Annotated in this window: 21 protein-coding genes and 2 pseudogenes; 7 read left to right on the top strand and 16 right to left on the bottom strand. The window is 39.5% G+C overall.

Annotated elements, in window-relative coordinates; all coding sequences use genetic code 11:
* From L1286_RS14890 to L1286_RS14880, 3 genes are read right to left on the bottom strand one after another with little or no spacing between them, the layout of a single operon-like run.
* Entirely contained in the window at nt 1-405 is a 405-nt protein-coding gene (locus L1286_RS14890; protein ID WP_235407849.1) for a cupin domain-containing protein, read from the bottom strand.
* Between the two features lies 1 nt (nt 406).
* The gene (locus tag L1286_RS14885) at nt 407-796 is read right to left on the bottom strand and encodes a tautomerase family protein (RefSeq protein WP_235407848.1); all 390 of its coding nucleotides are present in this window, start codon (nt 794-796) and stop codon (nt 407-409) included.
* 29 nt (nt 797-825) lie between these two features.
* Nucleotides 826-1,344 (bottom strand): HPP family protein, encoded by a 519-nt coding sequence (locus tag L1286_RS14880; protein ID WP_235407847.1) that lies wholly within the window; start codon nt 1,342-1,344, stop codon nt 826-828.
* Between the two features lie 139 nt (nt 1,345-1,483).
* Here L1286_RS14880 and L1286_RS14875 point away from each other — a divergent pair, with 139 nt between their 5' ends.
* Nucleotides 1,484-2,023, top strand: a complete 540-nt coding sequence (locus L1286_RS14875) for a TetR/AcrR family transcriptional regulator (protein ID WP_235407846.1) — start codon at nt 1,484-1,486, stop codon at nt 2,021-2,023.
* Nucleotides 2,024-2,148: 125 nt separating this feature from the next.
* Here L1286_RS14875 and L1286_RS14870 read toward each other — a convergent pair whose 3' ends face one another.
* The 5 genes from L1286_RS14870 to L1286_RS14850 all read right to left on the bottom strand — a co-directional run bounded on the left by L1286_RS14870 (nt 2,149) and on the right by L1286_RS14850 (nt 9,004).
* Entirely contained in the window at nt 2,149-2,934 is a 786-nt protein-coding gene (locus L1286_RS14870) for a hypothetical protein (RefSeq protein ID WP_235407845.1), read from the bottom strand.
* Nucleotides 2,935-3,650: 716 nt separating this feature from the next.
* Nucleotides 3,651-6,599 (bottom strand): hypothetical protein, encoded by a 2,949-nt coding sequence (locus L1286_RS14865; RefSeq protein WP_235407844.1) that lies wholly within the window; start codon nt 6,597-6,599, stop codon nt 3,651-3,653.
* Between the two features lie 512 nt (nt 6,600-7,111).
* A complete protein-coding gene (locus L1286_RS14860; protein WP_235407843.1) occupies nt 7,112-7,306 on the bottom strand; it encodes a hypothetical protein in 195 nt (64 codons plus the stop codon).
* Nucleotides 7,307-7,943: 637 nt separating this feature from the next.
* Entirely contained in the window at nt 7,944-8,501 is a 558-nt protein-coding gene (locus L1286_RS14855) for a hypothetical protein (protein ID WP_235407842.1), read from the bottom strand.
* On the bottom strand, nt 8,501-9,004 hold the full coding sequence (locus tag L1286_RS14850; protein WP_235407841.1) for an RNA polymerase sigma factor: 504 nt from the start codon (nt 9,002-9,004) through the stop codon (nt 8,501-8,503). The genes L1286_RS14855 and L1286_RS14850 overlap by 1 nt, the downstream gene beginning before the upstream one ends.
* Nucleotides 9,005-9,217: 213 nt before the next feature.
* On the opposite strand from L1286_RS14850, the gene L1286_RS14845 reads away from it, so the two are divergent.
* Nucleotides 9,218-9,490, top strand: a complete 273-nt coding sequence (locus L1286_RS14845; RefSeq protein WP_235407840.1) for a hypothetical protein — start codon at nt 9,218-9,220, stop codon at nt 9,488-9,490.
* A gap of 26 nt (nt 9,491-9,516) precedes the next feature.
* Nucleotides 9,517-9,759: a hypothetical protein gene (locus L1286_RS14840; RefSeq protein WP_235407839.1), complete on the top strand. Its 243-nt coding sequence runs from the start codon at nt 9,517-9,519 to the stop codon at nt 9,757-9,759.
* A 66-nt stretch (nt 9,760-9,825) separates the two neighbouring features.
* On the opposite strand, the gene L1286_RS14835 is transcribed toward L1286_RS14840, so the two are convergent.
* The 3 genes from L1286_RS14835 to L1286_RS14825 form a co-directional block, all read right to left on the bottom strand.
* Complete coding sequence (locus L1286_RS14835; RefSeq protein ID WP_235407838.1) at nt 9,826-10,161, bottom strand: hypothetical protein; 336 nt, start codon at nt 10,159-10,161, stop codon at nt 9,826-9,828.
* Between the two features lie 126 nt (nt 10,162-10,287).
* Nucleotides 10,288-10,755, bottom strand: a complete 468-nt coding sequence (locus L1286_RS14830) for a hypothetical protein (protein WP_235407837.1) — start codon at nt 10,753-10,755, stop codon at nt 10,288-10,290.
* A gap of 172 nt (nt 10,756-10,927) precedes the next feature.
* Entirely contained in the window at nt 10,928-12,718 is a 1,791-nt protein-coding gene (locus L1286_RS14825; protein ID WP_235407836.1) for an ATP-binding protein, read from the bottom strand.
* 205 nt (nt 12,719-12,923) lie between these two features.
* Here L1286_RS14825 and L1286_RS14820 point away from each other — a divergent pair, with 205 nt between their 5' ends.
* A complete protein-coding gene (locus L1286_RS14820) occupies nt 12,924-13,265 on the top strand; it encodes a hypothetical protein (protein ID WP_235407835.1) in 342 nt (113 codons plus the stop codon).
* A gap of 225 nt (nt 13,266-13,490) precedes the next feature.
* Here the strand turns inward: L1286_RS14820 and L1286_RS14815 are convergent, their stop codons facing one another.
* The gene (locus tag L1286_RS14815; RefSeq protein ID WP_235407834.1) at nt 13,491-14,015 is read right to left on the bottom strand and encodes a peptide-methionine (S)-S-oxide reductase; all 525 of its coding nucleotides are present in this window, start codon (nt 14,013-14,015) and stop codon (nt 13,491-13,493) included.
* Nucleotides 14,016-14,226: 211 nt separating this feature from the next.
* On the opposite strand from L1286_RS14815, the gene yddG reads away from it, so the two are divergent.
* Both yddG and L1286_RS14805 read left to right on the top strand, forming a co-directional pair.
* Nucleotides 14,227-15,174, top strand: a complete 948-nt coding sequence (yddG, locus tag L1286_RS14810; protein WP_235407833.1) for an aromatic amino acid DMT transporter YddG — start codon at nt 14,227-14,229, stop codon at nt 15,172-15,174.
* A 746-nt stretch (nt 15,175-15,920) separates the two neighbouring features.
* Nucleotides 15,921-16,739, top strand: coding sequence for a hypothetical protein (locus L1286_RS14805; RefSeq protein WP_235407832.1), 819 nt, complete (start codon nt 15,921-15,923; stop codon nt 16,737-16,739).
* 212 nt (nt 16,740-16,951) lie between these two features.
* On the opposite strand, the pseudogene L1286_RS24310 reads toward L1286_RS14805, so the two are convergent.
* The 3 genes and pseudogenes from L1286_RS24310 to L1286_RS14790 all read right to left on the bottom strand — a co-directional run.
* Nucleotides 16,952-17,086, bottom strand: a pseudogene (locus L1286_RS24310) (integrase core domain-containing protein); the annotation flags it as partial.
* Nucleotides 17,087-17,214: 128 nt separating this feature from the next.
* Nucleotides 17,215-17,673, bottom strand: a complete 459-nt coding sequence (locus tag L1286_RS14795; RefSeq protein ID WP_235407831.1) for an SMI1/KNR4 family protein — start codon at nt 17,671-17,673, stop codon at nt 17,215-17,217.
* 446 nt (nt 17,674-18,119) lie between these two features.
* Nucleotides 18,120-18,583 (bottom strand): annotated as a pseudogene (locus tag L1286_RS14790) (transposase); the annotation flags it as partial.
* Between the two features lie 401 nt (nt 18,584-18,984).
* Between L1286_RS14790 and L1286_RS14785 the strand changes: the two are divergent.
* Complete coding sequence (locus tag L1286_RS14785; protein WP_235407830.1) at nt 18,985-20,193, top strand: tyrosine-type recombinase/integrase; 1,209 nt, start codon at nt 18,985-18,987, stop codon at nt 20,191-20,193.
* Nucleotides 20,194-20,335: 142 nt separating this feature from the next.
* Here the strand turns inward: L1286_RS14785 and L1286_RS14780 are convergent, their stop codons facing one another.
* Nucleotides 20,336-21,886 carry a methyl-accepting chemotaxis protein gene (locus L1286_RS14780; protein ID WP_235407829.1) on the bottom strand — a complete coding sequence of 517 codons (1,551 nt, stop codon included), beginning with the start codon at nt 21,884-21,886 and terminating at the stop codon, nt 20,336-20,338.
* Nucleotides 21,887-21,934: the final 48 nt, after the last annotated feature.

Raw genomic sequence — 21,934 nt, 5'->3', positions numbered from 1 at the left:
CTACGTACTCTCCGTCAACTGCTTAACCGGTCTGTATCTAGAAGCTAAGATCAAGCACCCATTTTCCGATGCCATACTGTGACAAGTACCAGGCGCTCGAACAATAAACGAGCCGGGTTTAAACGTTTGTCCATTTTCAATGTAGTCGCCTTGCAATACGAGCACCGTTTCATATCCCATATGAACATGCCCTGGAACATATGCGCCGGCTTCGTAACGCAAAAACGCACAATCAGCTCCGGTTGGGTTTGCCTTCGTTTCGTCAAATAGTATTGCTATGTCGACGCCTTCTCTCAAACCGCGTTGATAAGGACTAAATTCAATCTCATCTGAGATTTCAATATCAGATGAAAAACCGAGCTTAACGATACGGTCATTTGTTTCGGGTGGTGAATTAAACTTCATTTTATTTTCCTTGTTTGTTCAGCCTTGATGCTTGTGATTGCCCGTTGTATCCCCAATTTATTGAAGGTTGTTCCTCAATACTGATGTAATTAGGGAGGTTTTTTACATTTATAAAAATTTCTTCAAATAAGCGCCAAGTGTGTTCAAGCCATGCCGCTTTTTGAGACTCTGAATTTGTACCTTCAGTAATTACAATCTTTAGGTAAAACTGAAAATCGTCACTGGGTTTCGCGTGACTATACCAATCTCCGTTATTTTCAAAGATAACCACATTGATCAGCTCAGGGCGTTTTTCAAGATGGGTTTGCGTCAACGCACTTAATGAAACTGCTAACTTTTCTTTAATTGCTGGTAATAATGTTTGATTAGTATTAACTGTTAAGATAGGCATTTGAGTATTTCCTTATATTGGGTAATTTATTACTGTTTGCTTGAAGATCCATACCAGTAAATCGGCCACTTTTTCCCTATACCTATGTTGTTGATCATGGATGCGATACCGACTAAAAATAAACTGCCAAACAGGACTGGAAAAATCAGAAAATCAAAGTGATAACTGCCAGCAAGAATAATCACGATCGGATTAGCACCCGCCGGTGGGTGCACCACTCTAAAATATTGCATTGCGGAGATCGCCAATCCAACTGAAACAGCCATGACCCAAGGTGCATCTCCAAAAGCTAAAAATGCGACCAACCCTATTAGCGCAGAGATAAAATGACCGCCAATCACATTGCGAGGCTGCGCTAGCGGTGACGCGGATGCCGCAAATAAGATCACGCAAGTTGCCCCAAATGGCGCCATTAGTAGCGGATATTGTGTCAAACTAGAGATAAAAAATAACCCCCAAATTCCGACTACTCCTCCAGTAAATCCTCTTAGTAGTTCGATAAACTTAACCTTTGGTGGCAAAGCTCCCCCTCCAGAAAATTTCCTCATAGCGTTTCTCCTACACCTCGTTCATCACGAGGCGTTATTGTTCATCGTTAATGTGCTATTATTACGTGTACAGATCTGTACACAAATCAAAAGGTACAGATCTGTACACTTGCGTGCAAGCAATTTTTTAGGATATTAGATGAAAGTAGAACAGCATATTTTGGATATAGCGGAAGATCTTTTTAATAAGAATGGATACACCTCTGTCGGTGTTGATTTAATTAGAGATGAAGCAAAAGTATCAAAAACAACAATTTACAGGCATTTTGGCGACAAAAATGGCCTAGTAGAGGCCGTGTTAAATAGGCGTCATTTAAGATTTCAAGATTCACTTGAATGCGCAGTGAGTGAGATTCAATCAAGAGAAGAAAAATTAATTTCGATATTAAATTGGCACTTTGAGTGGTTTTCAACACCGCATTTTGAAGGGTGCATGTTTATGAACGCCCTAGCGGAGTTTAAAAATCGAGATGAAAGCATTAGCCAAATCGCCTTGGATCATAAGCGCTGGCTGTTAGGTTTAGTTTGCAGAGCACTGAGCAATGATCCAGACAACATACAAGACAAACCTGAAATGATTATGACATTTATTGAAGGACTCATTATACGTGCAAAATTCGAAAACATAATTAATAACAGAGGGTTATATGAAAAAGCACTACTAAAGCTATTGGCATAATAGTCAGCCAGCTTCAAAGCCCAACAATCTCACTGGTGCCGCTTCGTACAGCCGAGATCCCGTCGCTGTACGAAGAATAACAGACCAGCCAGACTGGCATTTTGTGATCAACTTGATTGATCATATTAATAAATCCAAGTACCAAACCAACCGATTTTTTTACCTTTATCTTTGAAATAAACAGGAAAAGCCTTAAAAGCAATCGTCGTTGCCCCCGGATAAGTAATATTCGTTACGTGGTTTCTTACTGCACCGGTCGATAAATTCGCTTTAACATTGGATAACAAATCGAACCCCAACAAAGATTCTAGTTCAGCTGATGCTTGCGCATTATATGTAAAATTGGTCAGTACCAGCTGTTGAAATGGCATGAGCATACCAGTACCCAAACCGAAAGCTTCAAAATCAGCGATCAGTTTACCTTTGTCCTCATTAATTCGTTTTGAAATTTCAAATCCGCCGACGACTTTCCGGTAGACCGTAAATTTGATTTGAGATTTTTTGAGTGCACTAACAAATGTTGAACTCTTTATTCCCCTTTTTTTCAGCAAGGCCTTTAGCTCTAATGAAAGATGGCCTGCTAGCCGTTGCTGAATTTGATAGCTTGTGCCTTTTTGCCACTCAACTTGATCCGAAAAATCATAACCGTGGCTCAGTTCGAACAGCTTAATATCTCGACCATGCTTAGCCCAGCTTTCTAACTCATTAATATTTGATGGATTTTCGACATAGTAGAGTCGACCGATCTCTGCTACTTTTTCACCACGATAGGCAATTAAGTTCATATTTCTTCTTTCAGCCAAATATTTAAATAGTCCATTTAAAAATGTATCTTCAAAGCTACTGGCTTGAGCGGCTGTTGGCTCCACGAAAAAAAGTACTAAAAAGAGAAGTAATTTTGATGTGCTCATGTTGATACTCCTTATCTGAACTCATACTAAAGTATAGCCGACAATTCACACTCCATGCTGATTGTAAGTGTAATTATCTATGTAAGCGCGGAGTTTTGCAGACAGGTGTTAATTTTGTCTAATTTAACCTGAATTGAACTTTAAAGATGGCATATGTTTTACCCTAGTGCACTTTTATTGTTGAGTGTGGTACTGACAAAGCATCGTGTTTATTCTGCTAAGCCGTCACTGGACTACCTAATGCTAAAGCGCTGATTTAAAAACTATTTCTGGCTATTCTTGACATTTATATCAACAATCATTTATGTCTTTGTTAATATTAGACTGTTCTATTGCACAGCAGGCAAGTGACCGACCCTGATATGTATCAGACGCTAACTTAATCTCATCATATAAATTGTTGGCCAGATATCAATAAACCATTGAAACTGAACACGAGAGATAAATAATGTCAGCAAACATAAGTTAATGTAACTGCATAAATACATATTTAGGTCTATAAAACGGCTCAAAAAGCTCAGTAATCCAAACCCGGCCTATTACATTGGCTCAGCCGTTCTTATTAGTGTTCATTAGGGTCACCGGATTAGATATAACACTGGAAGTGAGTACTATTATTGATAGTTTGAATGCAATCATTACAGCAAGTATTACGCTTACCAAAAATGAATCTGGCTATGTGCAGCGCGAAACCACACATAGCCTTTTCAAGACCATTAACTCAATACAAAACTCTCTTCTGTTTCACTATTTTTGATCGTTAATGTCACAGTGAGTTTAGTATGAGTGGGCTCGTTTAAATCTGACAGCAAACATAGAAACGCCAGCGTGTTCCAATTTACCGATTCATCAAACAGGCCTGCTATCACCCCCTTAACAGACACCATCTCATCCACACTGTCATTTAACTCATCAACAACTTCATTAAGCTTTTCACGCCAAGGAGCAAGATCTGTGGGTTTTGATTTTTTAAATGCCATAGATATTTCACCTAGTTCATTCAGTAACTCAGATTTTTCGGCAAATGCTTGTGCACACTTGTGAACAGACAACATTCTAATGGCTGCGGGCGCCAAGCCTTTGGGTGAAAAGTTGTAATGACTATGTGGGATCACAGTCTGTCCACCATTAAAGTTGCTGTTGATGTATTCACAGGCCTGCGACTTACGTTTCTTTTTACCAACCATTTTAATAAACATGTTGCGTTCACTGGTAGGCTCAAATCCGTTACACAAGACCCAAAAATCTTTTTCTAAGTTTTTGTCCGAGAAACCAGTTTCAAAAAAACTATTACATGCTAATTCGTAGGCTTGTTCGTCGCTGAGCTGGGCCAATTTCTTGTAAAAGTTGCTTGGAAGTATCATACTCGCGCTTAGTACTGCCGCTGAATGATAACTTTTTTTCCTACGATACAGCTGCAAAGTTCTGCTTGTTAAACCCGAATGCAATAAGCCTCGTGCTTCAAGGCTATACAAAAACTCTTCTAACTCATCCATCTTTAGGTGTTTATCGTCAAGCGACAAGCTAACCCCGCCAATAGAAGGTAGCCGATTTTGCGCTGAAGCTTTCATGATGTTTGACGTACTGAATACACTCAACTTACGCGATTCTGCAAAGTATCCTGCTTCTTTATCCAGTTTTGCATCAACGTCTCCCACTAATAAATTACCTGAAGCGTCAACTTTAATGTTTATTTCTGATAATTTACGTGTCGATGCATCAAATAAGTTAACTTTTCCAAGCTGAATCCCTAGCTTTAGTTCTTTAATTTGTTTTGACCAAGTAGCAAATTCCCCTTTTATCGACTTTAATGCTGGGCATGTTTCTGCTTCAAGCATACGAGCAAGATTTAGTGCTTCGCCGGCTTTACCAAGCATCATGAGTTTGTATATCTCGGCTACTCTTTCATCTGAACTTTTCGGGTCAATTATCAGAGCTAAAAGCGCCTTATCTTTGGACCAATTAGCTGCGCTGCACCCTAATTGCATAGCAACCTGAAATTCTGCTGCTTTTTTTGCGCCTTCGAGTAAGCGCTGTCTAAATTGTTGATATTCACCTAATAACGCAATCGTCGCTTCTAATACCTTTTCACTGTAAGCGTTAATATCAGCGGCCACTTCATTGACTTGTTCACCAAGTGAAGTCAATGGCTCGAGCCATTTTCTTACATTTGCATTGGCTTGGTGAGATAGGCGCTCTATTTTGTCATTGACCTTTGATTGAATAAGTTGATTGGCATTGTTAACGGCAGTGACTGCAGTTTGTGCAAGGATTTCATTCAAATATGTTGTAACTTGAGTAGGCAGACCTAGTTTTGCGACTTGCTCTGAAATAGCGTTGTTTATTTGCGCTGTGCCGTCATTCAACCAGTTAAATAGCTTTCCTGACTGCGATGATAGCTCGTCATCAATTTGCTTTTGAATATCGGTAACAATTTCTGCCGATTTATCTTCTCCCAGTGCTGTTTTTACAAGCTGCTGCCACACAGCATCCGTTTCAACCATAGATTGTAATTTTGACGTTAGACTTGTTTGCAGTAAATCACCGATATTACTCCACTGAGCCAAATCATCTTTCCATTGTTGCTCGTAAGGTAAATAGCCGTCTATCAGGGTTTTACCAAGCTCATCTAAACCCTCGACTTTCATATCCGCACCTAATGCGAAGTTAAACACTTGCTCACCCTCATCCAGCGACTCTAATGTGATTACTAAACTGTTTGGACTGAGTTTTTGGCAATATGTACGAAAATTACCATTTAATTTACTCTGATAACTGGCTGATAGACCGAGTGAAATATTCGCCGAAACATGATGAGCTTTGCCATTAACGTTGATTATTTCCGCCTCGGATATAGACTCACCCAAACTCAGCATGCCACTTAAACTTACACTATTTTTATAGTTTACTTCGACTCGTCGTAACCCACTAAAATCGTTCAAGTTACCTGATTGTGGAGGGGCTAATGATTTACTTATTGAGTGAAGGTCGAAGTAAACAAATTTATGTGATGCGACATCTGTAAATGTATCACTAAATGCCTCCAAAGCTGGTTTGGTTCCGTCGTACTGATATAAGCAATATACATCAAACTCAAAATGGCCACCTGTAGCAAAGTTTCCTGAAACGATACCAGCTTGACCAGATGCATTTATACTTGCGTTTGCTGCCAATTCAACATTGAGGTTAATTCCGTAATCCAACTCAGGCATATCTACTTCAAAAGCTTTGTGGTTAGTCGAAGCGTCAGCAACATGAATTTTCAGTGCCGCACCTACTTCGCCTTTCACTTCGACCGGTATCCCGGTAATATTTGGCGCAGTATTTACCTTTCTTTGAATTCCCCAGTTTTGAGTGCTTTTTGTCGTTTGCGCAAAACGTGCAAGTGTTGGAAGTAAAAACGCGCCATCGTGAAAACCAATTCCCCACTTTGCGAGTTTATCAAGTTCATTTTTGAATTTAGATTTAACAGCCAGATCGATTATCTTAGCTTTTACTTCATTAATACGCGCTTGTTCATCTCCAGTGTTTGGTATGTCACTCACAGCGGACGCGACAAGTTTAAATGCTTCTGTTATTGGAATGTTGTATTGCTCGCTTTGCGCTTTAATAAATTCTAGGAGAGTGCTTTCTATTGGTAGGTCGAATTGATTGTAATTTAACACGGTCATTTCCTTTTATTATGCTTATTTCATGTTCATTCATACAATAAAAAGAATAGATGAACTTTTGTAATTTGCGGTACAAATAATGTACATTATTGCGTTTTTTTATTCGTATAGAAATCTAAAGGCTTACTAAGTCAATCATCTTTTTAGCAAACTAGGTAGCGACTAGGATAGGTATGCGGTATTCGTGACTAAAAAATTTGCTATGCCAGAACCTGCCGCTCGTGTATAAAAAGGAATATTTAATATACCCTTAAAACTATACCTTCATGAAACTCGCATACAAAGCGCCTCATGATTTGGCTCTGTTATGAATCTATACGATTTAATTACTTTATCCTTTTAGTTATCAATCGTTCATTGAAGATGACGCAATTCAATTTATATTGCCTGTAAAATGGCTAGATAACAAATGGCGCGTATTTACTAATAAAGACCAATCAGACAATGAGTATGGATCAATGTATTTATAAAGCGCCTTTCGGCGCTATGGCAACAGACTAACCTAATTAGTTTACGCCATCACAAGTCCAACCCATACCACATGTTTTTGCTTGACGGTCTGTAAAGAATGGACAACCTCTGTCGTATTCTGTTTCACCCCCACCTCTTCGTCCGCCAACTACAGCAGGTGTCGCTTTTTGATCTAGTGATTGGTTGCTCGATAGGTTTTTAATGTGTGATTTATTGACTCTAAGTTTCATTGAAATCTCCTTTTTAAATATCTAAGAGCATAAAAACTAAACAACGCACCAATGATTATCAATAATATATTGTATACACATTTTTATTGATGGGAGCATCCTGTAATGATATGCATCCCTACGCTTCCCTTTTGGTCAGTAATTCAGCAAAGAACATCCAAAAACAGGTCAACCTTCGCAAAGGCACCTTTATTTGAGTGCCCATTTGATTTACGATCTTTACACACAAATTATTGGCGTGAATATCACATTTTAGCGCGACTTACACAAGTTCGGCACCTGCGAAGGTGTTCGTACTTGGATTCAACTGGAGAAATTAATGACACCAGATACAATGACAGATCTCACTATAACGTTGTTAATATTGTTTGTATCACTTGGTATGGTATTCCAAGGCAAAATACTAAGGTCTACAAAAACAGACTCATCCGCTGCAAGTGCAGAAAAACTGCAAAGGCGTGGGTCGCTTCTTTTGATCTGTGGTTCTATTGTTGCAGCAATACAAGTTTTGAAATTGTTTGCATTCTTATTTTAAACATTCCCTTGTTTAACAAGTGCTCCACGCCTTAGTTCATTTGCTACAACACTGTCACATCGTCCCGAAGTTGGGTAGCTTTAAGCATCACTGGGCTGAGCGTTACTCCTCCAATGTATGTAGTACTACTTTTGCCGTTTTATTCTTACGAATAAAGAAGGCTTGGGCTACAGACAAAACAATAAATGAAATAGCAAATTGGGTCCCCTCATTGCCCGTACAAGAAGTAAAATAGCACTTAGTAATGCCGAACACAGTAAACGCAAACATAAATAACCAAGTTGCCTTGATGCTCAGTGACCACCTAAATATTTCATTTTTGATAAGCCGTCTATGTGCTTCTAAAGATGTGCTTAACTGTGCGCTTTTGAGGTGCTTTAAGCTGCTGAGACGGCTTTTGCTCATCAATACAAACAATGACATCCCCCATACAGTGGCGAAGCCTACCCATAACTGCTTTATCAAAGACATATTTTGAAAAAATGATAAAATAAACATGTAGCTCACTGCCAAAATTGCAGCCAGTTCAATCAAAATATTGATCTTCAAAATAAAGCTTTGCCTTTTATGACGCTTCAAAAGCTTGTCCATATGGGGCATTGTTTTTTCTTCGGACGATTGCCACAACGATGACAATTGCTCAAACTCATTGTTGTCCATTAATTGATCCCCACTAATAGTTTTGAGAGCTGTTCTTTAGCTCTATGTAATCTGATCCCAACATTGGCATCACTAATGCCCAACACGTCGCTGATTTCTACATTGGTTAAGTCTTCTAACTTTAATAACATGACTTGCCTTAAGCTCAGCGGCAATTTATTCACCGCATTCAATAATTGCTTTTGTCTTTGCGCTTGCAACGCACTTGTTTCTGGTGATGCCTGCTCACACGCAGTAGCCTCATCAAATTCATCTTCAGATAAGCGACTATGGCGCCTAATATGATCAATGGCCGTATTGTGTATTACCCGGTAGATATATGTATTAAGTGAACACTGCTTATTAAACCCGTCTAGTGACCGCCATATTGAAAGCGCCATTTCTTGAGCGAGCTCATCTGATAAAGCGGGCCTACATTCATATCCAGATGCCGCACGGCTTATTTGCGGCCAATACTGGGCAATAATAGCTTCTTTTTTTGAGTCCTTGGTGAACGTTACCAACGATTCCTGCCTCCGAGTTGTTTTTCTTATTAGTCGTGTCGACTCCAGAATCATTACATCTTTTTTTAATAATTATTCGCTCGAGAAATATATCGTGTTTTTAGTGAAAAACCAGCCATTAAAAAAATATATAAAAAGTTGTAATGGTTCTATTCGGCCTTCGACTAAATGAACAAAGCAGATAAAACTTTAAACGAATAGGAGATTTAAAGCATGGCAATTACACATCAAATCAAGAAGTTGGATAAAAAACGCTTGTTAACCGCTATTTGGTCACTCGTTGTCGTAAGTTGGATTGCATTGTTTGCTGTACTTTTCATAGCAGAAGACAAAACCATACAAGTCGCCACTGCGACAGTAACAGCGCTTATGACCGAAGGGGCAATTTGGTGCACCGCCGCGGTAACGGGCGTTGCCGTTGTTGAAAGCAGAAAAGCCATCATGAGTGCAATTAAAAACAAATTGACTGGTAACAAAACCGCTTAACGAAACCTTACTTATTAGGAACAACCATGAAAACGAAAATACAGAATACACGATTCAATGAAAAGGCTTTACTGCTAACTTGGTTGATCACACTCGCTTCGTGGCTCAACACCGCACTTGTGATGACATTCTCTCCTTTCACGATTCTTGAAGTGGGTGCTTTGCTGTTTGCAGTGATTATGACCCAAGGCGCGATATCCTTAACAAAACATGTAGGCAAGCACAATCAAATTGTGCGTTCAATATACAAAAACTTATTTGGTGACTAACCTTTGACAGGTAAACTCGGGAAAGGGGCATGTGATAAACATGCTCAACCCCCGGTTTATTTTTAGTCACGCAAGTTGAATTGGACCATGATCGTCGCAGTGATCACCATGCTGGTGTTCCAGCCGGCCATTCACAATATAGTCGGTATGATCACCATGTTGGATAGCTTCATGGCCACACCCAGGTCCATGAACATGGTCCTTTTCTACATTTGCATGATTACATTGATTTGGATTTGTATCCGACACTTCTATTGCATGTTCATCACAATGATCACCATGTGGATGGTGCAATTTACCATCCACAAGATAATCTATATGCCCATTATGATTAATGGCAGTATGACCGCAATTTGGACCATGAACATGGTCAGAATGTTTATGTGATTGTGAGCAAGACATATATGTATTCCCTGTTTTATGCGTGCTGTTTAAATCTAGTTCAACCAATGGACAATTCAACCTTAACAAATCTGTTTTGATAAACACTTTGTTAGTGTTGCTTTCATCTCCATGAGTTACCTGTATTTAATGCCAAACAGAGATTGGGAATGAAAGTCGCATAAAAGTGCGAGATACAATTTGTAATTTGTTACCAAACTCAACAAGCTCATCTTGTGTCCACCCTTCTGGGTGTAGCCAAACCTCCGCCCTTTCAGTGAGTAAAATAGCCAATTCCGTGTCTATTAATTTAATTGGTATTGCAGCCAACCCCCACAACATGACAAGCCTGCCTTCTACTTCGTTGTCTCTAGGTGCATTGGACTCCAAAGAACGAAAATACTTTTTAGTTTCCATTAGGGCTTTGGACACTTCAAACACTAAAGTATCTCTAACGCAATGCTTTTCTGTTGGAACTGACCAAAGGCTGAGTGCCACTTCATTGAGTTTTGACACCAGTAACTCATGTGCCAACGTATGATCTATTTCAGGTGTACTGATATCAAACAGCTCAATATACGCGTCTTGCGCAGTAGTAGAAGTTTTAAATGCCATTGTGACTCCCTCCCGATGATTACCTTGTAATGCAGTATGTAATAAATGTAGGTTTAGCAATAAAAATAGCAAAGTGACAAATTAAAAGATGTACCAAACTCTTGAACTTAAAACTGACTAGTCAAAGTCCCTTGCTTTAAATCGCTGTTAACATTGGAATGTAGATTAATTATCAACCACCAATGGTCTCAGGCTCTGCTTCAATACACCTTAAAATTGTTGCGTATAGCGTACTTGTATCTATTGGCTTTCCAACATGAAATGTAAACCCTGTTTGATGATACTTTTCAATATCTTCCTTAAGAACATTGGCTGTTAGGGCCACAATTGGGATCTCAGTATCCTGCAACCTGATCAATTCACATGCTTCTACGCCACCCATTTCAGGCATTTGAATGTCCATTAAAATCAAATCTGGTAATGACGCTCGATAAAGTTCAACGGCTTCAACCCCATTCTCAGCAAAGAGGAGCTCGGCATTCGTCTTTGCTAGAATAGCCCGAATAACTGTGGTATTTATCTTATCGTCCTCTGCCACTAACACTTTTTTATTGCTGAGGTCTGGTGTTGTAATTTCGCGTGGTGGTGTGTCAAAATTTGATACTTTCGAGACTTGCATAGGCAAAAACACGCCGAATGTACTCCCTTCTCCTTCTTTGCTGGTGACGGTTATTGTGCCGTCCATCAAAGTAATGAGCTTTTGAGTAATGGCCAGCCCTAACCCCGTCCCCCCAAACTTTCTGGTAATCGAATTATCGGCTTGTTTAAATCGCTCAAATAGCCGAGACTGAGCGCTTCTAGACATCCCAATACCTGTATCTACCACTTCAAATGTGAGTCCAGTGCAATGGGCACTTTCGGATTTAAAAATAGACAAAGTGACCCCGCCTTCATGCGTAAACTTTACGGCATTCGATACGAGGTTCAAAAGTACCTGCCGCAGCCTAACAGGGTCACCAACCCAGCCTTCATTTACATCATGTGCAATGTTTATTTTTAAATAAATAGATTTGTCTTGCGCATCACATTGAAAGTCAGATTTAATCGACGCTACTATTTTAAATAAAGAGAAATCAATCTGCTCTATCGACATTTCATTGGCTTCAATTTTAGAAAAGTCTAAAATGTCATTGATGATTTTTAACAAACTGCGGCAAGAAAACAGTGCGGTACCTGCTGTTTCGAGGTTACTTTTATCAGTGAGATTAGATTGCAAAACTTGCAGAGAACCCATGACTCCATTCAGGGGCGTTCTTATTTCATGACTCATATTTGCCAAAAACTCCGACTTTACTCGTGAACCTTCTAGCGCTTTTAACGTCAATTGGTGCTCTTTTCGAATAGAACTACTCAGTTTGTAAAAATATAAAATTAAAACACCGATAAAAACGACAACACTGGCAAAGTGTATTGTGTTGGCGATTAAGAAGTTTCGATCCACCATAACGCGTGCTTCATTTAATTGGCGTTCGCTACCAATATGAAATTTAGCCAAGGCTGTTAAGGCTTTTGAGTCGTCTACTTTTACAGTGCGATCTATCTCTTCACTTGATGCATTGTTTTTGATTAGGGTAAGTGCTATTTCAAGGTTTCTCTCATATTCACTAATCACACGTTTAATGACTTCGATAGATTCATCGCTGTATTGATCAAAAGATGCTAATTGGAATAGTATTTCATGGATTTCAGATAGAGACTTTCGCAGCTTAGGCTCATAACGTTTAGCATCTTTTCTTAACACTAAGTTTTTAAAATCATGGATAAACCCTCCATAACCTAGATGCTGAACGAGATCGTCATGTAACAAATAAACTTTTTGGATATCCGACGAATATATGTGCCATTGCTTTTCAACTTGATGATAAAAAAACCAAGAGACCAAGGTTAATCCAGCTCCAGTCAAAATTACCAATAAAAAGTTGAGCTTTAACTTGCTTTGCTCTGTTCCAAATTCACTGCGCATGCACTCTATTCCCTATAAATTCACTTCTCACCATAAAATATTAGCAACGAATAAAAAATACGATAGAAAGTTGTGTGACTCCCTTGTCAAATTGACTGTAAACCATTAATTACCTTGTAGAATTTGCAATGAAGCTAGGTGCTTGTTTAAAAGCCAACCGTTCACTATAGTTTTTTATGATTAATTCACAATCAGGAGAAACTCTATGAAGGAAATTATATTAGCACTGTCGTTAGGTATGACCTGTTCTGTAGCCGCAACAGAGCATAAAGCACATGAGGAGCATGCCCACAGCCATGGTTATAATTGCGGGCACGCAGCAGAGTGGCACAAAGACCATTTCGATTACAATCACAATGGTCACGACCATCACAGCCATGCTGGCGAAACCCATGAAGCAAAAGTCAAAGTGCACAACAAACACAAGCACGGCCATGGATTAGATTGTGGCCATAAAAGCCGAGTTGAGCATGGTCGTGTTGAGTACAACCACGATGGTCACTGGCATCATCAGCACGGTGAACACTTCCACGAGAATCATGGTTAACAACTAACCAGAATCCAGAGCCCAGTGTTTCGCTGGGCTACCTTATTCAGTAATTACTCACCGTGACTCGGTTAGCATATCTTATCCATAGATGGTAAATTGCATAAAAATAAGACAAAACAATCTATTAAACCGAATGAACGTCAAGCATTACTCGGCAATAGATAAATTTTCATTTCACTAAAACGAACCAAGTGCCATATTGTGAAAATGTCTTCAAATTCGTTAAGGCTTGTCATGCGTGCTTAATGCTTGGGTAACTTGGTCATATTCAACTTTGTTTCCAAATTTAGAAATTAGCATTTTTAGCTTAGGCGTGATCACATTTTTACAAAATGGACGTTTAGGATCTGTATAAAAGTAGTTTTGATAATGCGGTGGTGATGGCTTAAATTCATTGAACATAAGTGCTTTAGTAATTACTGGATTATCAAAGTTTGGCTGCAATTGTATGAGGCAATCAACTGCACAAGTATACTGAGTATCTTCAAAACAATATACCGCACTGCGGTACTTGTTCCGACGACTGTGATTTGAGGTTGCGCTGTGCGTGTACAAATGTATTTCAATGAGATCACGTAATTTAATCACTTCGTTGTCAAAGTCTAAAATTATTCCCTCTGAAAACCAGCTTTGTTCTTTAAAGCTGTTTACCCAGCCTTGCGTGACTTGCTTAACACCTCGCAATGAGCCAAATATTGCTTCTGTACACCAATAACAACTGCCACCGAGTCCTAGCTTTTCAATCATGTCTACCTCAAACTTATTTGAGTACCCACTGTAATTACTCAAAATAGCACGAAATGTTACCACAACAGAGTACGTGCTCGCTCCCAAGTTGATGTACTTATACAACGTAAGATATATACAATTATATGACTAATATCGTCTTTTTTTGATTCAAATCGATATAATCTAAAAATAAAGGCTTTATAATTTCAATTTTTAAAGGAGCTTTAGATTGCCTAGTCCATACCGATGCACAATGTATGGTGTCTTTGCTGTGCTTATTTGGAGTGCAGTATTGCACTTAGTCCGTATTGTAACTGAAGACTTTGGTGCTATTGGCGGCGCTGCGCTTGTTTACACTTTTGCTGCCATGTTTCTTGCTGCGTTTTTAGGTATACCTCAAATAACCAAGTACCCCAAAAAATATGTACTGTTAGGTGGCACACTATTTGTCGCATATGAGATTTGCTTATCGCTTTCTCTAGGTTTTTCAAACTCCAGAGAACAGTCAACGCAAGTGCTTATCGTAAACTACCTTTGGCCTGCTTTTACTGTTGTCGGCGCAATCATATCAAGACAAAGTAAAGCAAACTTACTCATGTTAATGCCTGGATGCATCTTGGCATTCAGTGGGGTATGTTTAGTGATATCAGGCGACTTCATCACTCTATTCAACGGTGTTGCCTCCAATATTCACAGCAACCCTATCGCGTTTTTAATGGCATTTTCTGGCGCAATTATCTGGGCTGTTTACTGCAATCTCACAAAAGCAATTTCAAATGGTCAAAACGCCATTACACTGTTTTTCATTTTTACAGCTTTAACACTTTGGAGTAAGTGGTATTTATTGAATGTGGGGTTCGTGCATAATTTTTCATTCGCGAGCACCTTTGTCTTACTTTTGGCTGGTGGCGGTATGGCCCTTGGATATGGCCTTTGGAACAAGGCCATTATAAGCGGAAATATGATTGTCCTAGCTGCGATATCTTACTTCACGCCTGTGTTTTCTGGCATCTTCGCCGCCATCATTCTTAATGTAGAACTAACCTCAGGTTTTTGGATTGGCGTCATAACCGTTACTCTTGGGTCTCTGCTATGTTGGCAGTCCACGCGTATGCATAAGTGTCAAAGTGATTCTCTGCATAATGCTTCTGAGGATGAATGTACTAGCCATGGTTAATTATTAAAGAAGCCAGAGACTTAACTAACCCTGTTACGCGGTTAACTTGTTTCAATATGTTCAGCAAGTAAGTTGTGTGCCTGTGCCATCTACAGTTTCACCGTACTGCTAAGTTAAAATATCGAGGAAAAGTCTGCCAATGCTTTCGGTACGATTGCCGTTTATTTTAAAGTTCATCTTTAACTACATAGTTAAACAGAACTCCAAGCGCCTAGTTTAAGCAATAAATTTGTCCCTGTTCTATCTTAAGCTCGCCTAAGTATTATAACCCTCTGCTTTTTTGGCTCCAAAGTCAGTCAATATCAATACGTTGCTCGACAGTGTAGGTAACTAATCCATCGTTAGATTAATATTTATACCACAATTACACTTCTGTAAGTTTCAAAAAACAGAAACAATTGCCCTTTTAAAACAAGGTTAGCTTTTCTTATTTAGTAAAAGTGCGTACATTAACTGATTGCGCGAAACTAAGATGGATTGTTGACGCAGTAACTAATAAACGGACACACGCAGAAGGCTCATTAATGACGACGCTTAGAGCGAGCTTATCGGCTAAGTATACAAAAGGTAGAATATTGAAGATTTGGCGCAACGTGTTAAAAGAGGCAGTAGTGGTGCGGAGGTTGCTAGACCTAACCGCACACTGGGCGTGCGCGTTCAACCCAGTGGTTTAGCTTCTGCGAGTATTGACGTAAATTTGCAAGCCAAAATGGTATCATTATTGTACTTAAGGAGTGCAAGGGGCAATGAGCCTATTTTTGAATATAAACTTCTTAGCCAATAGTTTTCCCAAAGCGCTTAAGCTTTGGGAAATAGCGGATTTTAGTAATGGTTTGATCCAGTATGAGGGCTTGCAAAAGCTGGTAAATATTAATACATGTCGTACCATTAAGGTTGAAAACTACACAAAAAACCAAGCAAAAGATACCACAAAGGCTAGCCGATTTTCGATTAGCCATACGGAATCAGGACTTCAGGGGACTCACTCTATTAGTTATATTCACCTATCTGATTGGGGTATTGACCAACTTTTGGTAAAAGGTTTTGATAAACTGATCAGAGCTCGTGAAAATTGGTGGGGACCGGTACTGGAACACCCAAACTTTGTTATGGCGAGACTGATTAATCAAGATTACAGCCATAAGCAAAACAGTGATTCGCTTTGTACATATGATATTTACAACTGGTCCCATGAACACTTACCCAAGATCAGTAATGGGTACCCACCTCCTTTGGAAGAGTCCATAGTGGATACGCGTGTTAACCCTGGACATTGGCGTTTTAAATCTGGCTATATTGAAGCTGTGTCCGCAGAGATGTGGTTAAGTAAGCACTTTTTTGAAGCGGTAAACCTAGACAGAGCGGCACTTAATGACCTTACTTGGCTGGAAGTAAATGAAGAGCATGGTGTTGTCCATATTAAAGCGTGGTCAGGTTTGTTTGACAGCGATGTAGGCGACCAGAGAGAAATTCAGATTATACTGAGAAAGCTATTATTTGGACAATCTGAATACACAGAAGATCCAAACTTTACTCTTATGTCTGAATTTGACCCTGCTCCTTGATTAAAGTGAAATAAATAGTGGTGTGCCACTCGTTTATTAAGAAAGGTCAATTTGTACACGCGTACAACGAAGTTATTGTCCACTTCCCGGTTAATGAGACACCTGTAAAACAGCGGGCAAGTTTGTCATGTGTGCGTTCATTGTTGTACAGAACCACACCACTCTTTCTCTTAACTGAGTGACTCAAACAAGTAAGTATCTAAACATTCTCATCTAAATGAACCATTGGAGCGTTCAACAAACCCGTTTTGTTGTGGTTTGCCAGACTGTATATAAACTAGTTAAACATTGTGCGTTTCGCACCAGTCAGTTAGACGTGCTGATATTAATTCAGGCCCGTTATCTACTCAAATTTGTTTCAGAAAATCATGTTCCGCTTGTAATTGTTCAGACACTAAACGCGTACTATTTACCGGTTGATCTATTCCCAAAAATAGCGACTAGCCTTAGTGGTAAGCCGATACTACTCTCTAAGCTAAGCGGCTCTTAATTCCAAATAATCCATAAAAAATTGGCTAAAACTTGTAGCAATTCTATTGTCTATTCTTCTTTCAAATAAGCTATAGCTAACAACAGCATATTCTCCTTCACTATTTACATCGGTGGAGTCTAAGCACCAGCATATTTCATCATCTTTAAAAAAAATAACGACAAGGTACTTTGGAAGTGAATAGTCTTCACGGCAAGTTAAAGTATCTCCATATACGCTACGCCCATTATCTGAAGAAGCTGTATTCTCTTCTATACCGGATATCTCTGACTCAACCACGCCTCCTCCGCCAAATTGCGACAAAAATGACTTAAATGAGGTAGACAGGTTGACCCCAACTAACTTTTCTAGTTCTAAAATTTCGTCAGAAGAAGCAGAGCCATACCAAAAAAGCTCATGACCTTTTCCTTCTATCTTTTCAATTAAATCAGTAATATATTTCATTTCCGCTACTAAAAATCTTTAGCCCTTTGCTGCAAATATTCTACTGTAAAAGGTTATATTGTTATAACAATAAAGGGGGATTACGGAAACTACGTCCATTTTCAATCAATCCATGCAATTACCTATGATATGTTTTGTGCGCTGTCGTAGGTAACTCAACCTTAGGAACAGGTTCCTTAGCTGAGATATGGTGTAGGTTAGATTGGTTCGTAGCCACTTTTCATAAAATCTGAATTAGTCCAATCATCATAAACTTTTTTACGAATACTTACCTCTATGAGCCGAATTTGGGATAGCAGATATTACATCAACAGTGCAGATAAAGTATGACACCCAACTTTATTTATACCTCAATTACAATTCGCTTAATCTCAAAACAGAAAAAATGATCCTTCTGAACAAGACTGGCATTTTTCCTTATTTAGGTAATTTACTCTCAATTGCACTTATAGATGATTTTCGGGCGTGAGTAACCTATTACCTTGTAATAATGATCCTTTAAATACATTCGTAAATTGGATCGTTAGTTTTAGCCAATTTTCAGGTTGAATATTAAGTCTGCCAAGAAGGGCTGAGCGTCTGTGACAAAACCACGTTTAAACCGACAGGTCAAATCAACACCTTCCAAATAGTATTTAAGTAGCCCTTTTGGCATGTTCTTTGTTGGGTTGCCAGCAAAGCGAATGAAAGATTTAGACTGCCTACCCGTTTTGGCCGTTTCAATTCGCTTTTTAATGCTCGTGTGCTCTGACCCTTCTGGCGTTTCTGCTATTTTTGCCCTTACTGGATTCAATTCCACATACGCTAAAAATGCAACCACCGCGGCTTCATTTAGCAAGGCTTGTGATTTAAGACGCTCTTCCCTAAATCGAGCTGTGCACCCATTCTCTCTATTTGCTCTGTGGACGATTATAAACCTGCCCATATCATGGCCCTTTAAATTGCATATGCCAGCGTATAGTTATGGCTTTATCAGTCAAGTGCTTTATGCAAAGTGTGGAAAAGCCAACAATATGATAAATGTAACCGAGCAAAACTTACAGCCTGTAGCGATAAGGGCAAGTTGCAAGCAGGTTATAATACTGTTTTGCACCCCTCACTTTTCAAGTTGGCATAGTGTGAATAGACAAATAGATGTCGCACTGAGATAGGACAAAAAAAGTCACTGTTGTATCGAGTTCTTTAAGAAACACAGTAAGCGTATTATTGAGTTCGGTGCACTTAAGGCATTGAACCAGATAAACTATGCTAGACAACACTGAATAAATATACATATAATTTGGCAACTTTGTTGCGCTGGATAGACGATATATGACGCCGTTGGTCGACACTTTAAAACAGCTTAGGTATCTCATTGCTCATTTAGATGATGATACTTTACATAGCGAATACCCTGCTATGTATGAGTTTTTAAATAATAATCGACTCGAACGAAAATTATGCTTGGACGAGTTAAAGTTTTTATATCAGTTTTTGTATGTCTATGGTCGCAAGTCTGAAGCCACTTTCAACCGCTTCAGAAATGAGATAGAACGATTTCACTTGTGGAGTTGGCTTGTCCAAGAAAAGTCGGTTTTTGACTTAAAACGGGATGATATAGAGGCCTACGTGGAGTTTGTTGTTGAGCCTGACAAAGACTGGCTTGCCAATTCAGTACAGTGGAGATTTAAAAATGACAAAGGTCTTCGCCAAGTGAACCCTAATTGGCGGCCTTTTGTATACAAAGAGAATGGTGTCAGCCAACAAACACTTGCATCAATGTTCACTGCACTAAATGTCTTTTATAAATTCGCTATCTTAGAAGAAAAATCTTTCGCGAACTTTGTCCCTGTTGTAAAAAAGAACTGCCCCTATTTAGTCGTCCAATCACAAATCAAAATGCCAGACACGTTGAGCGACTTACAGTGGGAGTACGTTTTTGGTGTTACCAAAGATCTGTGTGAACAACAACCAAAGCTAGAGCGAAACCTTTTCACACTAGCATGCTTAAAAGGACTGTATTTAAGGATCTCTGAATTATCAGAGCGGCCACAATGGTCTCCTGTGATGAGTCACTTTTGGCAAGACCAAGACGGATTTTGGTTTTTACGTATCATGGGTAAAGGTAATAAGCTTCGAGATGTTACGCTCAGTGATGACTTTGTTGACTACCTAAAACGTTATCGCTTATCGCGCGGATTAACCGCGCTCCCTAGAGTTGATGAACCACACCCGATTATTCATAAACTGAGAGGACAAGGTGGCATGAATGTTCGTCAATTAAGGCGGATTGTCCAAGAAAGCTTTGATTTAGCAATTGAAAAATTGAAGCTAGACGGGTTCGATGAAGAGTCAGAGCGTCTTGAAGCAGCGACGACTCACTGGCTAAGACATACCGGTGCTACACACGATGCACAAACTAGGCCCTTGAAACATCTTTCAGAAGACTTGGGGCATGCGAAAATTGCCACAACAGATCAAATATACATTCAGACAAATGTTAAAGAGCGCGCAAAATCAGGGTTAAAGCGAAAGCTTTAATACAACATCCATGCTCTGGTAGTATCTTTACAGTGTGTCCCCTTCAATAATTGCTATGATTTAAGCAACTTTCCATGTATGATGTGTTCTTTATGAGAGTTGTAAAAAGGACCATAAAGGCCCTTCTTCTAATTTCCTTGGCTTAGCGCTTAAATCGTACAACTAATTCATGCATGTCGTTTGCGACGCGTGTGAGCTCTTCACTAATCATTTGACTCTCTTGCGACGAGTTAACACTTGTGTTAGCCAATGCTGCAATATTAACAACTTGTTTGTTAATATCTTCAGACACAGTAGCTTGCTCTTCTACTGCTGCGGCTATTTGCATACTATTTACGCTCATAGTTTCTATAAGCGTATAAATATGTTCAATTTTTTGCGTAGACTCATTCAACTTTTCGATGCCAACCTGAGACTCTGCCTCACCGCGTTGTGCTATCACTTCTGACTCTTGTGTGCTTTGCGTCAGTTCGTCGATGATCGCATGAATTTCTTTTGTGGACTCTTGCGTTCTTTGAGCAAGGTGCCTTACTTCGTCAGCAACAACAGCAAAGCCTCGACCTTGTTCACCAGCTCTTGCAGCTTCAATAGCCGCATTGAGCGCTAATAAGTTTGTCTGCTCAGCAATTTGCTCGATAATTTGTGCCGCATCGGCTATTTTGTTTGTTTGCCTTGCTACACCCAAAACCGAATCTTTAATATCAACAACCGTTGACCCAAGGTTCACTATCGATGTTTTCGTTTCTTCCGAACTCTTAGCACCTTCTTTTGCCAGTGCCAAAGCATCTGTTGCATCTGAGGACGTAGATTGTACATTATGCGAAACTTCTTGAATGGTCGTTGCCATCTCATTCATCGCAGTTGCTACCAGTTCAGTTTCTTGTTGCTGCTGCGTCAGTTGCTCTGTCGTCGAGCGACTCATTTCTGTCGTTTGCTCAGCGCCACTGGTGACCTGTTTCGATGCGTGCTCAATACGAGTAATAACGGTATCTAAATGAGCATGCTCGCTGAGTAACTTCACATGCAATTCAGCCATTTTACCCTGCCATGGAGAGTACACTTTTTGTGAAACATCATCACAAAAGCTGTGTTTTAACACTTGGTTAATTCGGTCAAGCTGTTCGTTGTCACGATATCGGTTATAACCAAATATGGCCATACTATTTAGCATCAACCATGAAAACGCCCCCGTTTCATAACCTGAAAAGAATAGTCCCAGTGCAGTTGTAAACGCAGCCAAAGGCCAAACGGTTCTTAATTTAGGCAATTCAAACTTAGGCTTGCCCCCAGTACGAACCGTTTTATATAACGCATCGGCGCGTTCAATGTCTTCTCGATTTGGGCATGTTCTAACGGATTCATAACCAATTACTTGTCCGTTTTCTGTCATCGGGGTTACGTATGCATTCACCCAATAAAAATCGCCGTTTTTACAGCGATTTTTAACCATCCCCATCCATGGCTTACCAGCTTTCAGCTGGGTCCACATTGTTTTAAACGCCAACTCAGGCATATCGGGATGCCGAACAAGGTTGTGTGGCTGACCTATTAATTCTTCTTTTGAATAGCCACTAACGTTTATAAAATGCTCATTACAGTCGGTAATAATACCTCGAAGATCGGTAACTGAAATAAGTTTATCTTGTTTTGCAAAACGTTGTTCACGATTTGTAACTGGTTGATTAACTCGCATTTAACTTAAAACTCTCTGCAAATTATATTTAAACTCGACGCTGGACTA

The organism is Pseudoalteromonas sp. SMS1, assembly GCF_021530565.1.
In the GTDB taxonomy this organism is placed as follows: Bacteria; Pseudomonadota; Gammaproteobacteria; order Enterobacterales; family Alteromonadaceae; genus Pseudoalteromonas.
Note: the sequence above shows the minus strand (reverse complement) of the source record. Positions and strands in the feature narration are given on the sequence as shown.

Excerpts from the sequence above, each read along its gene's own strand:
- L1286_RS14885 (WP_235407848.1), bottom strand. The coding sequence starts at position 796 with ATGCCTATCTTAACAGTTAATACTAATCAAACATTATTACCAGCAATT.
- L1286_RS14785 (WP_235407830.1), top strand. The coding sequence starts at position 18,985 with ATGACGCCGTTGGTCGACACTTTAAAACAGCTTAGGTATCTCATTGCT.
- L1286_RS14825 (WP_235407836.1), bottom strand. The coding sequence starts at position 12,718 with ATGCGCAGTGAATTTGGAACAGAGCAAAGCAAGTTAAAGCTCAACTTT.
- L1286_RS14830 (WP_235407837.1), bottom strand. The coding sequence starts at position 10,755 with ATGGCATTTAAAACTTCTACTACTGCGCAAGACGCGTATATTGAGCTG.
- L1286_RS14805 (WP_235407832.1), top strand. The coding sequence starts at position 15,921 with ATGAGCCTATTTTTGAATATAAACTTCTTAGCCAATAGTTTTCCCAAA.
- L1286_RS14855 (WP_235407842.1), bottom strand. The coding sequence starts at position 8,501 with ATGGACAACAATGAGTTTGAGCAATTGTCATCGTTGTGGCAATCGTCC.
- L1286_RS14845 (WP_235407840.1), top strand. The coding sequence starts at position 9,218 with ATGGCAATTACACATCAAATCAAGAAGTTGGATAAAAAACGCTTGTTA.
- L1286_RS14840 (WP_235407839.1), top strand. The coding sequence starts at position 9,517 with ATGAAAACGAAAATACAGAATACACGATTCAATGAAAAGGCTTTACTG.
- L1286_RS14820 (WP_235407835.1), top strand. The coding sequence starts at position 12,924 with ATGAAGGAAATTATATTAGCACTGTCGTTAGGTATGACCTGTTCTGTA.
- L1286_RS14875 (WP_235407846.1), top strand. The coding sequence starts at position 1,484 with ATGAAAGTAGAACAGCATATTTTGGATATAGCGGAAGATCTTTTTAAT.
- L1286_RS14880 (WP_235407847.1), bottom strand. The coding sequence starts at position 1,344 with ATGAGGAAATTTTCTGGAGGGGGAGCTTTGCCACCAAAGGTTAAGTTT.
- L1286_RS14835 (WP_235407838.1), bottom strand. The coding sequence starts at position 10,161 with ATGTCTTGCTCACAATCACATAAACATTCTGACCATGTTCATGGTCCA.
- L1286_RS14780 (WP_235407829.1), bottom strand. The coding sequence starts at position 21,886 with ATGCGAGTTAATCAACCAGTTACAAATCGTGAACAACGTTTTGCAAAA.
- L1286_RS14860 (WP_235407843.1), bottom strand. The coding sequence starts at position 7,306 with ATGAAACTTAGAGTCAATAAATCACACATTAAAAACCTATCGAGCAAC.
- L1286_RS14815 (WP_235407834.1), bottom strand. The coding sequence starts at position 14,015 with ATGATTGAAAAGCTAGGACTCGGTGGCAGTTGTTATTGGTGTACAGAA.
- L1286_RS14795 (WP_235407831.1), bottom strand. The coding sequence starts at position 17,673 with ATGAAATATATTACTGATTTAATTGAAAAGATAGAAGGAAAAGGTCAT.
- L1286_RS14870 (WP_235407845.1), bottom strand. The coding sequence starts at position 2,934 with ATGAGCACATCAAAATTACTTCTCTTTTTAGTACTTTTTTTCGTGGAG.
- L1286_RS14890 (WP_235407849.1), bottom strand. The coding sequence starts at position 405 with ATGAAGTTTAATTCACCACCCGAAACAAATGACCGTATCGTTAAGCTC.